This window comes from Pseudomonas sp. IT-P44, from assembly GCF_949768225.1.
Taxonomy (GTDB): Bacteria; Pseudomonadota; Gammaproteobacteria; order Pseudomonadales; family Pseudomonadaceae; genus Aquipseudomonas; species Aquipseudomonas migulae.
Window position 1 is genome coordinate 105245 of sequence record NZ_CATKQM010000011.1, and the last position, 12736, is coordinate 117980.

12 protein-coding genes are annotated in these 12736 nt (G+C 59.8%); 9 read left to right on the forward strand and 3 right to left on the reverse strand.

Annotation, left to right across the window (positions count from 1 at the left end):
* Window positions 1-18: 18 nt before the first annotated feature.
* Window positions 19-324, reverse strand: a complete 306-nt coding sequence (locus tag ACM6IO_RS06385; RefSeq protein ID WP_008043547.1) for a DUF2288 domain-containing protein — start codon at window positions 322-324, stop codon at window positions 19-21.
* 340 nt (window positions 325-664) lie between these two features.
* Here ACM6IO_RS06385 and ACM6IO_RS06390 point away from each other — a divergent pair, with 340 nt between their 5' ends.
* From ACM6IO_RS06390 to ACM6IO_RS06410, 5 genes are all read left to right on the forward strand, one after another.
* A complete protein-coding gene (locus tag ACM6IO_RS06390; RefSeq protein ID WP_223437626.1) occupies window positions 665-1792 on the forward strand; it encodes a branched-chain amino acid ABC transporter substrate-binding protein in 1128 nt (375 codons plus the stop codon).
* 232 nt (window positions 1793-2024) lie between these two features.
* The gene (gene livH / locus ACM6IO_RS06395; protein WP_008034378.1) at window positions 2025-2948 is read left to right on the forward strand and encodes a high-affinity branched-chain amino acid ABC transporter permease LivH; all 924 of its coding nucleotides are present in this window, start codon (window positions 2025-2027) and stop codon (window positions 2946-2948) included.
* The gene (locus ACM6IO_RS06400) at window positions 2945-4201 is read left to right on the forward strand and encodes a high-affinity branched-chain amino acid ABC transporter permease LivM (protein WP_008034379.1); all 1257 of its coding nucleotides are present in this window, start codon (window positions 2945-2947) and stop codon (window positions 4199-4201) included. Before livH ends, ACM6IO_RS06400 begins: the two co-directional genes overlap by 4 nt.
* Window positions 4198-4965, forward strand: coding sequence for a high-affinity branched-chain amino acid ABC transporter ATP-binding protein LivG (livG, locus tag ACM6IO_RS06405; RefSeq protein WP_008034380.1), 768 nt, complete (start codon window positions 4198-4200; stop codon window positions 4963-4965). The genes ACM6IO_RS06400 and livG overlap by 4 nt, the downstream gene beginning before the upstream one ends.
* Window positions 4966-5667, forward strand: a complete 702-nt coding sequence (locus ACM6IO_RS06410) for an ABC transporter ATP-binding protein (protein WP_008034381.1) — start codon at window positions 4966-4968, stop codon at window positions 5665-5667.
* 187 nt (window positions 5668-5854) lie between these two features.
* On the opposite strand, the gene ACM6IO_RS06415 is transcribed toward ACM6IO_RS06410, so the two are convergent.
* Window positions 5855-6763, reverse strand: a complete 909-nt coding sequence (locus ACM6IO_RS06415) for a LysR family transcriptional regulator (protein ID WP_192228639.1) — start codon at window positions 6761-6763, stop codon at window positions 5855-5857.
* Window positions 6764-6868: 105 nt separating this feature from the next.
* Here ACM6IO_RS06415 and ACM6IO_RS06420 point away from each other — a divergent pair, with 105 nt between their 5' ends.
* The 3 genes from ACM6IO_RS06420 to ACM6IO_RS06430 all read left to right on the forward strand — a co-directional run bounded on the left by ACM6IO_RS06420 (window position 6869) and on the right by ACM6IO_RS06430 (window position 9990).
* Window positions 6869-7468: a short chain dehydrogenase gene (locus ACM6IO_RS06420; RefSeq protein ID WP_008034386.1), complete on the forward strand. Its 600-nt coding sequence runs from the start codon at window positions 6869-6871 to the stop codon at window positions 7466-7468.
* Between the two features lie 159 nt (window positions 7469-7627).
* Complete coding sequence (locus ACM6IO_RS06425; protein ID WP_223450979.1) at window positions 7628-8281, forward strand: COG3650 family protein; 654 nt, start codon at window positions 7628-7630, stop codon at window positions 8279-8281.
* Between the two features lie 95 nt (window positions 8282-8376).
* On the forward strand, window positions 8377-9990 hold the full coding sequence (locus ACM6IO_RS06430) for an NAD(P)/FAD-dependent oxidoreductase (protein WP_414911172.1): 1614 nt from the start codon (window positions 8377-8379) through the stop codon (window positions 9988-9990).
* Window positions 9991-10127: 137 nt separating this feature from the next.
* Here ACM6IO_RS06430 and ACM6IO_RS06435 read toward each other — a convergent pair whose 3' ends face one another.
* Window positions 10128-11225 carry a PLP-dependent cysteine synthase family protein gene (locus tag ACM6IO_RS06435; protein WP_177318900.1) on the reverse strand — a complete coding sequence of 366 codons (1098 nt, stop codon included), beginning with the start codon at window positions 11223-11225 and terminating at the stop codon, window positions 10128-10130.
* A gap of 235 nt (window positions 11226-11460) precedes the next feature.
* Here ACM6IO_RS06435 and nhaA point away from each other — a divergent pair, with 235 nt between their 5' ends.
* Window positions 11461-12648, forward strand: coding sequence for a Na+/H+ antiporter NhaA (gene nhaA / locus ACM6IO_RS06440; protein ID WP_414911173.1), 1188 nt, complete (start codon window positions 11461-11463; stop codon window positions 12646-12648).
* Window positions 12649-12736: the final 88 nt, after the last annotated feature.

Below are 12736 nucleotides of genomic sequence, written 5' to 3' on the forward strand. Positions count from 1 at the left end.
CTCATTCGGTGCGCAACTTCACTTCGTCGCCCTTTCCTGGATCAGAATCCACGGCGAAACCACCACTGCCCACAACTCCGGATCACGTTCAAAAAGATCCAGCGCCCGCGTTTCAGACAGCTTGGCGACCGTGTCGGCGGCCAGCCAGGCAGCCACTTTCGTCCCTTCGTCCGTCGCCACAGCCTCGGCCACCGCGATCAAATCCAGACCGGGATCGACCCACAATAGGGCACCCTTGGCGAAGAAGGGCTCCAGCTCCTTCCAGGTAATAGATGCGGTTTCACCAAGCAGCTTGGCATAGAGGGTGCTAGGTTCTTGAGTCATGGGTCCTGTCCGGAAAAGAAATCGACGTGGATGATAACGTCGGTGGTCAGGCAGAAAAACCCGGATGCAATTGAGTTACCGATTGAAAACTGCAGGAAAGCCAAGGATTGCTGAGAATTCAGCTACAACCCCCGCCGCAATTCTGTCTTTTTCTTTCAAAAAAGCGACACCCTCAGGTTTTGCCCCCCGGCGCTGCCTTCCCAGGCTAACAATCGGCGCTCTACACTGTACCGGTACAGTTGCCGGGGGCATTTTCCGGAGGATATTCGAAGATATCTGACCCGGTTCTGCTGCTACGGCGCCAGGACTATAAAAACTACAACAGTAAGAGTGGAGCACTATGACTAAGGCTACTAAGCAGATTTCCAAACTGTTTGCCGCTATGGTTCTGGCCGGGGTTGCCAGCCATTCGTTCGCAGCTGACACCATCAAGATCGGCATCGCCGGCCCTAAAACCGGCCCTGTAGCCCAATACGGCGACATGCAGTTCAGTGGCGCCAAAATGGCCATCGAACAGATCAACGCCAAGGGCGGCGTAGACGGCAAGAAACTCGAAGCCGTTGAATACGATGACGCCTGTGATCCAAAACAAGCTGTGGCTGTAGCGAACAAGGTCGTCAACGACGGCGTCAAGTTCGTAGTCGGTCACCTGTGCTCCAGCTCCACTCAACCGGCTTCGGACATCTACGAAGACGAAGGCGTGATCATGATCACCCCGGCTGCCACCAGCCCGGACATCACCAATCGCGGTTACAAAATGATCTTCCGTACTATCGGTCTGGACAGCGCCCAGGGCCCTGCCGCCGGTAACTACATTGCCGACTTCGTAAAACCGAAGATCGTTGCTGTCCTGCACGACAAACAGCAATACGGTGAAGGCATCGCCAGTGCCGTGAAGAAAACCCTGGAAGGCAAAGGCGTCAAGGTTGCCGTGTTCGAAGGCATCAACGCCGGCGACAAAGACTTCTCTTCGATGGTCTCCAAGCTCAAGCAAGCCAACGTCGACTTCGTCTACTACGGCGGCTACCACCCGGAGCTGGGTCTGATCCTGCGTCAATCCCAGGAAAAAGGCCTGAAAGCCAAGTTCATGGGTCCGGAAGGCGTGGGTAACGACTCCATTTCGCAGATCGCCAAGGAAGCTTCCGAAGGCCTGCTGGTGACCCTGCCGAAATCCTTCGACCAGGATCCTGCCAACATCGCCCTGGCTGACGCGTTCAAAGCGAAGAAAGAAGACCCGAGCGGTCCGTTCGTGTTCCCGGCCTACTCGGCGGTGACCGTAATTGCCGACGGTATCAAGGCTGCCAAGTCCGAAGACTCCGCCAAAGTGGCTGAAGCCATCCACAAAGGCACCTTCAAGACCCCTACCGGCGACCTGAGCTTCGACGAGAAGGGCGACCTGAAAGACTTCAAATTTGTGGTTTACGAGTGGCACTTCGGCAAACCAAAAACTGAAGCCAAGCCTCAGTAAGGCGTTGCCTGACTGACTGCCAATAAAGCCCACGGCGTGCCGTGGGCTTTGTTTTACGAACGTATTGGGCCGCGCTGGCGTGATCCGCCAGTCTCCCCACCTGAAAATCTCAAAACCGTCATCAGCGGTTCGCTGGCAAACCTCGCGTTCGAAGTGGATGCAGATCCACGGGGCTCGAGCGGGAAAATGACTCCACCAGTGAAATGCGTATCAGGTTTTTAGGAGCGCTGTAATGCCTGACATCTATCACTTCTTCCAACAGCTGGTTAATGGTCTGACCATTGGCAGCACGTATGCCCTGATCGCCATCGGCTATACGATGGTTTACGGCATCATTGGAATGATCAACTTCGCCCACGGCGAGGTGTACATGATCGGTTCCTACGTGGCGTTCATCGCCATTGCGGGCCTGTCCATGATGGGACTCGACAGTGTTCCGCTGTTGATGACCGCCGCTTTCCTCGCGACCATCGTCGTGACCAGTGCCTACGGTTACAGCATCGAACGGATCGCCTACCGCCCCTTGCGCGGCAGCAACCGTCTGATCCCGCTGATTTCCGCCATCGGTATGTCGATTTTCCTGCAGAACACGGTTCTGCTGGCGCAAGACTCCAAGGACAAATCCATCCCCAACCTGATCCCCGGCAACTTCGCCATCGGGCCAGGTGGCGCACATGAAGTGCTGATTTCCTACATGCAAATCGTGGTGTTCGTGGTGACCCTGATCGCCATGCTCGGCCTGACGCTGTTCATCTCCCGCTCTCGCCTGGGTCGCGCCTGCCGCGCCTGTGCCGAAGACATCAAGATGGCCAACCTGCTGGGTATCAACACCAACAACATCATCGCCCTGACCTTCGTCATCGGTGCAGCACTGGCGGCCATCGCGGCCGTGCTGCTGAGCATGCAATATGGCGTGATCAACCCGAACGCCGGTTTCCTGGTCGGCCTCAAGGCCTTCACCGCAGCGGTACTGGGCGGTATCGGCAGCATCCCCGGCGCCATGCTCGGCGGGATCGTGCTTGGGGTGGCGGAAGCCTTCGGTGCCGATATCTTCGGCGACCAGTACAAGGACGTCGTGGCGTTCGGCCTATTGGTTCTGGTGTTGTTGTTCCGGCCTACCGGCCTGTTGGGCCGTCCGGAGGTTGAAAAAGTATGACTAGGAATCTTAAACAGGCGTTGTTCAGCGCCTTGCTGGTGTGGGCCGTTGCCTACCCGGTACTCGGTCTGAAGCTGACCATTGTCGGCATCAACCTCGAAGTCCATGGCACCAGCACTGCCACGCTGATCACCATCGCCGTGTGCTCGGTACTGATGTTCCTGCGGGTGCTGTTCGACCAGCAGATCAGCTCGGCCTGGAAATCCTCGCCCAACCTGCCGGTGATGCCGGCCAAGGCCAGTAATTTCCTGACCCTGCCGACCACCCAACGCTGGATCATCATCGCGCTGATCGTCGGCGCGCTGGTCTGGCCGTTCTTCGGTTCTCGCGGTGCGGTGGATATCGCCACGCTGGTGCTGATCTACGTGATGCTCGGCCTGGGCCTGAACATCGTGGTCGGTCTGGCCGGCCTGCTCGACCTCGGTTACGTCGGTTTCTATGCCGTCGGCGCCTACAGCTACGCGCTGCTGTCGCACTACTACGGCTTGAGCTTCTGGATCTGCCTGCCGATCGCCGGCCTGATGGCGGCCACTTTCGGCTTCCTGCTCGGTTTCCCGGTCCTGCGTCTGCGCGGTGACTACCTGGCGATCGTGACCCTGGGCTTCGGCGAAATCATCCGTCTGTTCCTGCGTAACCTGACCGACATCACCGGTGGTCCGAACGGCATCAGCAACATCGAGAAACCGACGTTCTTCGGCCTGACTTTCGAACGTAAGGCGGCTGAAGGCCTGCAGACGTTCCACGAGTACTTCGGCCTGGAATACAACTCGATCAACAAGGTGATCTTTCTTTACCTGGTCGCGCTGTTCCTCGCGCTGTTTGCGCTGTTCGTCATCAACCGCTTGCTGCGCATGCCCCTGGGCCGTGCCTGGGAAGCGTTGCGTGAAGACGAAATCGCCTGCCGTGCTCTGGGTCTGAACCCGACGATCATCAAGCTCTCGGCTTTCACCCTCGGCGCGTGCTTCGCCGGTTTCGCGGGCAGCTTCTTCGCCGCGCGTCAGGGCCTGGTCACACCGGAGTCCTTCACCTTCATCGAGTCGGCGACCATCCTCGCCATCGTGGTGCTGGGTGGCATGGGCTCGCAGCTGGGCGTCGTACTCGCCGCCACGGTGATGATCCTGTTGCCGGAAATGATGCGTGAGTTCAGTGAATACCGCATGTTGATGTTCGGCGCCTTGATGGTGCTGATGATGATCTGGCGTCCTCAAGGTCTGCTGCCCATGCAACGTCCTCACATGGAGCTGCGCAAATGAGCCGCGAGATCCTTAAAGTCGAAAACCTGAGCATGCGCTTCGGCGGCTTGCTGGCCGTCAATGGCGTAGCCCTGAGCGTGAAAGAGAAACAGGTCGTGGCACTGATCGGCCCCAACGGCGCCGGCAAGACCACCGTGTTCAACTGCCTGACCGGTTTCTACAAGCCGAGCGGCGGCAGCATCATGCTGGACGGCGAGCCGATCGAAGGCCTGCCCGGCCACAAGATCGCCCTCAAAGGCGTGGTGCGCACCTTCCAGAACGTGCGGCTGTTCAAGGACATGACAGCGGTCGAGAACCTCTTGATCGCCCAGCACCGTCACCTGAACACCAACTTCCTGGCGGGCCTGTTCAAGACCCCGGGCTTCCGCAAAAGCGAACGCGAAGCCATGGAGTTCGCCGAGTACTGGCTGGACAAGGTCAACCTCAAGGCGTTTGCCAACCGTCCGGCCGGAACCCTGGCCTACGGTCAGCAACGTCGTCTGGAAATCGCCCGTTGCATGATGACCCGCCCGCGGATCCTCATGCTCGACGAACCGGCTGCCGGCCTGAACCCGAAGGAAACCGAGGATCTCAAGGCGCTGATCAGCATGCTGCGTGAAGAGCACAACGTCACCGTGCTGCTGATCGAACACGACATGAAACTGGTCATGAGCATTTCCGACCACATCGTCGTGATCAACCAGGGCACGCCTCTGGCCGACGGTACGCCGGAACAGATCCGCGACAATCCTGAAGTGATCAAAGCCTACCTGGGGGAAGCGTAAATGCTGCAATTCGAAAACGTTTCCACCTTCTACGGCAAGATCCAGGCGCTGCACAGCGTCAACGTCGAAGTCCGTCAGGGCGAGATCGTGACCCTGATCGGTGCCAACGGTGCCGGCAAATCGACCCTGCTGATGACCCTCTGCGGTTCGCCGCAAGCCCACAGCGGCAGCATCCGCTACATGGGCGAAGAGCTCGTCGGCCAGAGTTCGTCGCAGATCATGCGCAAGAGCATCGCCGTCGTGCCGGAAGGTCGTCGGGTGTTTGCTCGCCTGACCGTAGAAGAAAACCTCTCCATGGGTGGCTTCTTCACTGAAAAGGGCGATTACCAGGAACAGATGGACAAGGTCCTCGGACTTTTCCCACGCCTGAAAGAGCGTTTCAATCAGCGCGGCGGCACCATGTCCGGCGGCGAACAGCAAATGCTCGCCATCGGCCGTGCGCTGATGAGCAAGCCCAAGCTGCTGCTGCTCGACGAGCCATCGCTGGGTCTGGCGCCGATCATCATCCAGCAGATCTTCGACATCATCGAACAGCTGCGCAAGGATGGCGTGACGGTGTTCCTGGTCGAGCAGAACGCCAACCAGGCGCTGAAAATCGCTGACCGCGCATACGTTCTGGAGAACGGCCGCGTGGTGATGCAAGGCACCGGTGAAGCGCTGCTGACCGACCCGAAAGTGCGCGAAGCGTACCTCGGTGGTTAAGCGTTTGCGGTAAACAAAAAAACGGCCTTCGGGCCGTTTTTTTTGTGCCAGGCACAACCCCGAGAACAATGAATAACCCTTGTAGGAGCCGGCTTGCTGGCGATAGCGGTATTACATTCAACAGAGATGCTGACTGATACACCGCGATCGCCAGCAAGCCGGCTCCTACAGGGGTTTGTATGATCAGTCAGAGGCGATCCAACGCCTCCCCACTGCGCTTGAACCAGCCAATCAAGTAATCCGCCAGCACCTGCGTGCGCTTGGGCAACCCACCCTGATACGGGTGCACCAAATACATCGGCATGCGACGCGTCTGATAATCGCGCAGGAGCCAGCGCAAACGGCCGTCAGCCAATTCGGCCTGCAACAGGTAGGACGGCAGACGCGCAATGCCGGCGCCCGCCAGAGCGGCTTTTTTGAGCAGGCTGTAATGATTGCTGGCGAACGGCCCCGACACACGCACACGCAATAATTCGTGCTGTTGGTGATACAGCCATTCTTCGCGGCCGCTGTAGTGGCTGTTGAGCAAACATTGGTGCTCAGCCAGGGACTGTGGGGTCAGCGGTTCGCCGTGTCGCTCAAGGTAAGCCGGGCTGGCGCAGGTCAGTTCGTGCCAGGCCAACAGCGGTCGCGCCACCAGACGCTCGTCATTGCCGACGTCGGAGCGAACCGCCAGATCAAAACCGTCGCGGGACAAGTCACGGTAATTGTTGCTGAGGTCGAGCTCGATCTGCACCTGCGGGTACTTGTGGGAAAACTCCAGCAGCAAGCCATCGAAGAAGGTTTCTCCCAAAGATACCGGAACCGTCATACGCACCGGCCCTGCCATATCGTCCTTCAACCGCGCCAATGCCTGACGCGCCCGTTCCACTTGCACCACCAGCGCCTGGGCTTGCGGCAACAGCGCCGCCCCCGCCGCCGTCAGGCTCAAGCGGCGGGTGGTGCGTTGCAGCAGCACCACGGAAAACCGCGTCTCCAACAGGCTGATGCGCTTGGACAACTGGCCCTTGCTGCAACCCAGTTGTTGCGCCGCCAAGGTGAAACTGCCCGCTTCAATCAGCACTGCAAACGCCGCCAGATCATCCATCTCGCTCATGGATTGTTTCCATTAGAAAACCAAAGGTTGCCTATTAGCGCGCTTATCCGCAGAAAAAACCACTCTAGACTGAAGCCACTTTCAACACACATGAGGATCAACAACATGAAAATTCTTTTGATTGGCGCAGGCGGCACCATCGGTTCGGCGATCGACAAGGAGTTGTCCGAGCGTCACGAGGTCATCCGCATCGGTCGCAACAGCGGCGACTTCCAAGTGGATATCAGCGACAGCGCCTCGATTCGCAAACTGTTCGAACAGACCGGCAAGTTCGACGCACTGGTTTGCGCGGCGGGCAACGTGACCTTCGCGCCGCTGAACGAAATGACCGCCGACAGTTTCACCCTCGGCCTGAACGACAAGCTGATGGGCCAGGTCAACCTGCTGCTGATCGGTCGCGAATTCGCCAATGACGGCGCATCGTTCACCTTCACCACCGGCGTGCTCAGCCACGATCCGATCCGCAGCGGTGCTTCGGCCGCACTGGTCAACGGTGCCATCGACAGCTTCGTGCGTGCCGCCGCGATCGAACTGCCGCGCGGCCTGCGGGTGAACTCGGTGAGCCCGAATGTCCTGGTTGAAGCCATGGGCAAATACGCGCCGTACTTCCGCGGCTTCAAACCGGTTCCGGCTGTCGATGTGGCACTGGCCTACGCCAAAAGCGTAGAAGGCCTGCAAACCGGTCAGACCTTTCACGTCGGCTAAACAACACAATCCGTAGGAGCACGGCTTGCCGGCGAAGGCGTCCGTAAGATCGCCTTCGCCAGCAAGCTGTGCTCCTACAGGTGGACCAACACACCTCGGCGGGGTTGTGATGAACGGTCAGGCTGCGTAACGTGGCGGCACTTGTCTGGAGAGCCAAAGATGCGTGTTGCCCGTTCCTTAGTCCTTGTTGCCGTGCTTCCACTGTTCGCGGCCTGTCAGTTGTTCGATGGCCCGCGTGAAAGTGCCTCCCACGTGGGCCAGACCCGAATGCAGGGTCTGTTGACGGCAGCCGATGGCAAGCTGTTGTTCCAGCCGTGCAATGAGCAGCGCAGTTTCGTGGTCAACGACACCGGCGGCACCAGCGTCCTGCAAGAGGCCGCAGGCCTCGCCGATGCGAAGGGCAAGCTGTTCGCTGACGTTCGCGGGCGGATCGTCGACAGCCGCCTCGATCTGGAGCAGTTGTACCGCGTCGAGCGCTCGGGCACCGCCTGCGGCGATCCGAATTTCAAACCGTTGATCCTGCGCGCCGCCGGCCACGGGCCCGAGTGGAACGTCAAGGTCAGTGGCAAAGGCATGGTCGTCGACCGTGCGGGCCAACCGCCCCTGGCCGTCCCTTATGTTGAAGAGCAACTGGGCGATGGCCGCTTCAACCTCAGCACCGAAGCCAATAACCAGCACATCGAACTGTGGGTCGCGCCGCAACGTTGCGTCGACAGCAGCACCGGCAGTGTTCAACACATGAGCGCCGAACTGCGCATTGATGGCCAGGTTCAGCGTGGTTGCGGGTATTTCGGCGGATCGCGCGACGACTGATCGTTTAAGCCTCACGGGACTCGGCTTTTGGGGCTTATAATCGCCGCCTTCAAACGCCTTGGCGCAGTTGTGCGCCCCGCGAACCGGATCCCGTCATGTTACGAATCACTGAACTCAAGCTGCCGATCGACCATCCCGAAGAAGACCTGCGCCCTGCCATCGTGCAGCGCCTGGGCATCGCCAGTGATGACCTGCTCGATTTCACCTTGTTCAAGCGCAGCTACGATGCGCGCAAAAAATCCTCCGAACTGTGCTTCATCTACACCATCGACCTCACCGCGAAGGATGAGGCGGCGTTGCTGCACAAGTTCGCCGACGACCGCAACGTCAACGTGGCGCCGGATGTCAGCTACAAAGTGGTCGGCCAGGCGCCGGCCGATCTGCAGCAACGCCCGGTTGTCGTAGGTTTCGGGCCGTGCGGGATTTTCGCCGGGCTGTTGCTCGCGCAAATGGGCTTCAAGCCGATCATCCTCGAGCGCGGTACCGAAGTGCGCCAGCGCACCAAGGACACCTGGGGCCTGTGGCGTAAAAGCGTGCTCAATCCCGAGTCCAACGTGCAATTTGGTGAAGGCGGCGCGGGGACTTTCTCCGACGGCAAGCTCTACAGCCAGATCAAGGATCCGAAGTTCATCGGGCGCAAAGTCCTGCATGAGCTCGTCAAAGCCGGCGCGCCGGAAGAAATCCTCTACGTCAGCAAACCGCACATCGGTACGTTCCGTCTGACAGGCGTTGTGGAAAACATGCGTGAGCAGATTCGCGCCCTGGGCGGCGAAGTACGCTTCCAGCAGCGCGTCACCGACGTGTTGATCGAGGACGGTCAATTGGTTGGCGTCGAGCTCAACGGCGGCGAACAGATCCATTCGAAGCACGTGATTCTGGCCCTCGGCCACAGCGCCCGCGACACCTTCCGCATGCTCCACGGTCGTGGCGTGTTCATGGAAGCCAAGCCGTTTTCGGTGGGTTTCCGTATCGAACATCCGCAGTCGCTGATCGACCGCGCGCGCCTGGGCAAGTACGCCGGCCACCCGAAACTGGGTGCCGCCGACTACAAACTGGTGCACCACGCCAAGAACGGTCGCTCGGTCTACAGCTTCTGCATGTGCCCGGGCGGCACGGTGGTCGCGGCGACCTCCGAGCCGAATCGCGTCGTGACCAACGGCATGAGCCAGTACTCGCGTAATGAGCGCAACGCCAACTCCGGGATCGTCGTCGGGATCACCCCGGAAGTCGATTATCCGGGTGGCCCGCTGGCCGGTATCGAGTTGCAGGAACGCCTGGAATCCCACGCCTTTGTGCTGGGTGGCAGCAACTACGAAGCGCCGGCACAGCTGGTTGGCGATTTCATCGCGGGCAAGCCGTCCACCGAGCTGGGCAGCGTTGAACCGTCCTACAAGCCCGGTGTTGCACTGGGTGATTTGGCGTTGGCCTTGCCGGCATTCGCCATCGAAGCCATCCGCGAAGCCTTGCCGGCGTTCGAGAAGCAGATTCGCGGCTACTCGCTGCATGACGCGGTGTTGACCGGGATCGAGACGCGTACGTCGTCACCGTTGCGGATCACCCGTAACGAGTCAATGCAGAGCCTGAACGTCAAGGGCTTGTTCCCGGCGGGTGAAGGCGCGGGTTATGCGGGCGGGATTCTGTCGGCGGGTGTCGATGGCATTCGCATCGCTGAAGCCGTGGCCCGCGATATCCTCGGCCTGGAAGCCTGACCTGCATTCCCTGGAATAAATGCAAAACCCTGTAGGAGCGAGGCTTGCCCGCGAAGAACGATAACGCGGACATTCAGACAGACCGCGTTATCGTTCTTCGCGGGCAAGCCTCGCTCCTACAGGGGCATCGTTAGCCGTTAGATGTTGGCGCGCAGCACGGTCGCTGGAAGCGGCTCGCCGCGCTCGACACTCGCTGCCACCGCCGCCATCAACCCACTCAACTCATACCCCTGCGCCTTGAGCCAGGCCTGATCGTAATAACTGGTCTCATAGCGCTCGCCGCCATCGCACAGAATCGCCACGATCGACCCCGTTTCCCCCGCCGCCACCATCTGTTGCGCCGCCATCAACGCGCCAATCAGATTGGTCCCGCTCGACCCGCCCACCCGACGTCCCAAACGCTGCGCCAGGTAATGCATGGCCGCCAGTGACAAATCGTCCGGCACCTTGACCATCGCATCGATCACCTTTGGCAGAAACGACGCCTCGACCCGTGGCCGACCGATGCCTTCGATCCGCGAACCGTGATCCAGGCGAAGACTGGCATCGCCAGTCAGGTAGTAATCGAAAAACACCGAGCGCTCGGCATCGGCGCACAGCACGCGAGTGCAATGCTGGCGATAACGCACGTATCGCCCGAGGGTCGCCGTGGTGCCGCCGGTGCCTGGGCTGGAAATCAGCCAGCTCGGCTCAGGGTGCTGTTCAAAACGCATCTGATGGAAGATCGATTCGGCGATGTTGTTGTTCGCCCGCCAGTCGGTGGCGCGTTCGGCATAGGTGAACTGATCGATAAAGTGCCCGTCGTGCTCGCGCGCCAGGCGCTCGGATTCGGCATAGATCTGCGTCGGGTCGTCCACCAGATGGCTCTTGCCACCGTAGAACTCGATCTGCGCGATCTTTTCTTTGGAGGTGGTGGCCGGCATCACTGCAATAAACGGCAGGCCGAGCAAACGGGCGAAGTATGCCTCGGAAATCGCCGTCGAACCGCTGGATGCTTCGATCACTGGTGCGCCGGGTTTAAGCCAGCCGTTACACAGCGCGTAGAGGAACAACGAACGCGCCAGGCGATGTTTCAGGCTGCCGGTGGGATGGCTCGACTCATCCTTGAAATACAACTCGATGCCCGGCAACCCCGGCAGCGGCAAGGGGATCAGGTGGGTGTCGGCGCTGCGCTGGAAGTCCGCTTCGATGATCCGGATCGCTTCCCGGGCCCACTGTCGGTTGTCGCTCATGATGGTTTTCTCGTTGAGTCGGCCTTGGCACAAGGCTCAGCCCACAAGCTTAGGAAAAATCCGACATCGCGCACAGATACAGCTGAGGTTCAATACGTCCGGCAACTGCTAGGCTCAGGTCCGTGTCGCCTTTCGCGCTGTAACGGCATATAACAAAAAAGAATATAACTTTTGTTTTAACAACTAACGGTACGGGTTAGGGTGTGCCACCTTTTTGATTATTCGATGGAGAGCGACCTTGCCTCTGCGTAGCACTTTCACGCGTTTCTTTCAGTTGGAAGCTGCCAGCGGTCTGTTGTTGATCGCCGCAGCAGCCCTGGCTTTGATCATCAACAACTCCCCGTTGTCGTGGCTCTACAGCAGCTTTCTGGACACCCCGGTGGTGGCTCAGGTCGGCGCGTTGCAAATCGCCAAACCGGCACTGCTGTGGATCAACGACGGCCTGATGGCCCTGTTCTTTCTGCTGATCGGCCTGGAAGTAAAGCGCGAAGTCCTCGACGGTCAGCTGTCGAAGCCTTCACAGGTGGTCCTGCCCGGCGCCGCGGCGATTGGCGGCATGGTCGTGCCGGCGTTGGTCTACTGGTTCTTCAACCGTGACAATCCCGCTGCGCTCGGTGGCTGGGCCATTCCGATGGCGACTGACATCGCCTTCGCCCTCGGCGTCCTCGCCCTGCTGGGCAAGCGCGTGCCGGTGTCGCTGAAACTGTTCCTGATGACCCTGGCGATCATCGACGACCTCGGCGCGATCATCGTCATTGCGATCTTCTATTCCGGCGCGCTGTCGACCCTGTCCCTGGCGTTGGCCGCGGCCTGCATCGTCGCGCTGATCGCGATGAACCGGCTCGGCGTGGTCAAGCTCGGGCCATACATGATCATCGGTTTGATCCTGTGGGTGTGCGTACTCAAAAGCGGTGTCCACGCCACGCTGGCCGGCGTAACCCTGGCCTTCTGCATTCCACTGCGCACCAAAAACGCCGAGCCGTCGCCGCTGCTGACGCTGGAACACGCCCTGCACCCGTGGGTCGCCTACGGCATCCTGCCGCTGTTCGCCTTCGCCAACGCCGGCCTGTCCCTGAGCGGCGTGACCGTCGAAAGCTTCACCCATCACGTGCCGATGGGCATCGCAATCGGCCTGCTGCTGGGCAAGACGCTTGGCGTGTTCGGCCTGACCTGGCTCGCGGTAAAAACCGGCATCGCCGCCCTGCCCCAAGGCGCCAATTGGGGCCAGGTGCTGGGGGTTGCGATCCTCTGCGGGATTGGTTTCACCATGAGTTTGTTTGTCGGTTCCCTGGCGTTTGTGCCGGGCGCTAGTGAATACGCCGGGATGGACCGGATGGGGATTCTGACTGGCTCGATATTGGCAGCGTTGATTGGATATGCGGTGACGGCGGCGGCGAGTCGCAAGCAAACCGTGCTCTCATCCTGATCAATAGAGACAACTCCTAGCGTCATTCGAGACGCGTCCTACAGCCACGATTTGCCTCGTTCGTTAACGTCGCACAGCCCGTTTCTTG

Bases quoted from the DNA above. Each gene is read 5' to 3' on its own strand.
- ACM6IO_RS06400 (WP_008034379.1), top strand. From the start codon at position 2,945: ATGACTAGGAATCTTAAACAGGCGTTGTTCAGCGCCTTGCTGGTGTGG.
- ACM6IO_RS06390 (WP_223437626.1), top strand. From the start codon at position 665: ATGACTAAGGCTACTAAGCAGATTTCCAAACTGTTTGCCGCTATGGTT.
- livH (WP_008034378.1), top strand. From the start codon at position 2,025: ATGCCTGACATCTATCACTTCTTCCAACAGCTGGTTAATGGTCTGACC.
- ACM6IO_RS06420 (WP_008034386.1), top strand. From the start codon at position 6,869: ATGAAAATTCTTTTGATTGGCGCAGGCGGCACCATCGGTTCGGCGATC.
- ACM6IO_RS06430 (WP_414911172.1), top strand. From the start codon at position 8,377: ATGTTACGAATCACTGAACTCAAGCTGCCGATCGACCATCCCGAAGAA.
- ACM6IO_RS06410 (WP_008034381.1), top strand. From the start codon at position 4,966: ATGCTGCAATTCGAAAACGTTTCCACCTTCTACGGCAAGATCCAGGCG.
- ACM6IO_RS06425 (WP_223450979.1), top strand. From the start codon at position 7,628: ATGCGTGTTGCCCGTTCCTTAGTCCTTGTTGCCGTGCTTCCACTGTTC.
- livG (WP_008034380.1), top strand. From the start codon at position 4,198: ATGAGCCGCGAGATCCTTAAAGTCGAAAACCTGAGCATGCGCTTCGGC.
- ACM6IO_RS06385 (WP_008043547.1), bottom strand. From the start codon at position 324: ATGACTCAAGAACCTAGCACCCTCTATGCCAAGCTGCTTGGTGAAACC.
- ACM6IO_RS06415 (WP_192228639.1), bottom strand. From the start codon at position 6,763: ATGAGCGAGATGGATGATCTGGCGGCGTTTGCAGTGCTGATTGAAGCG.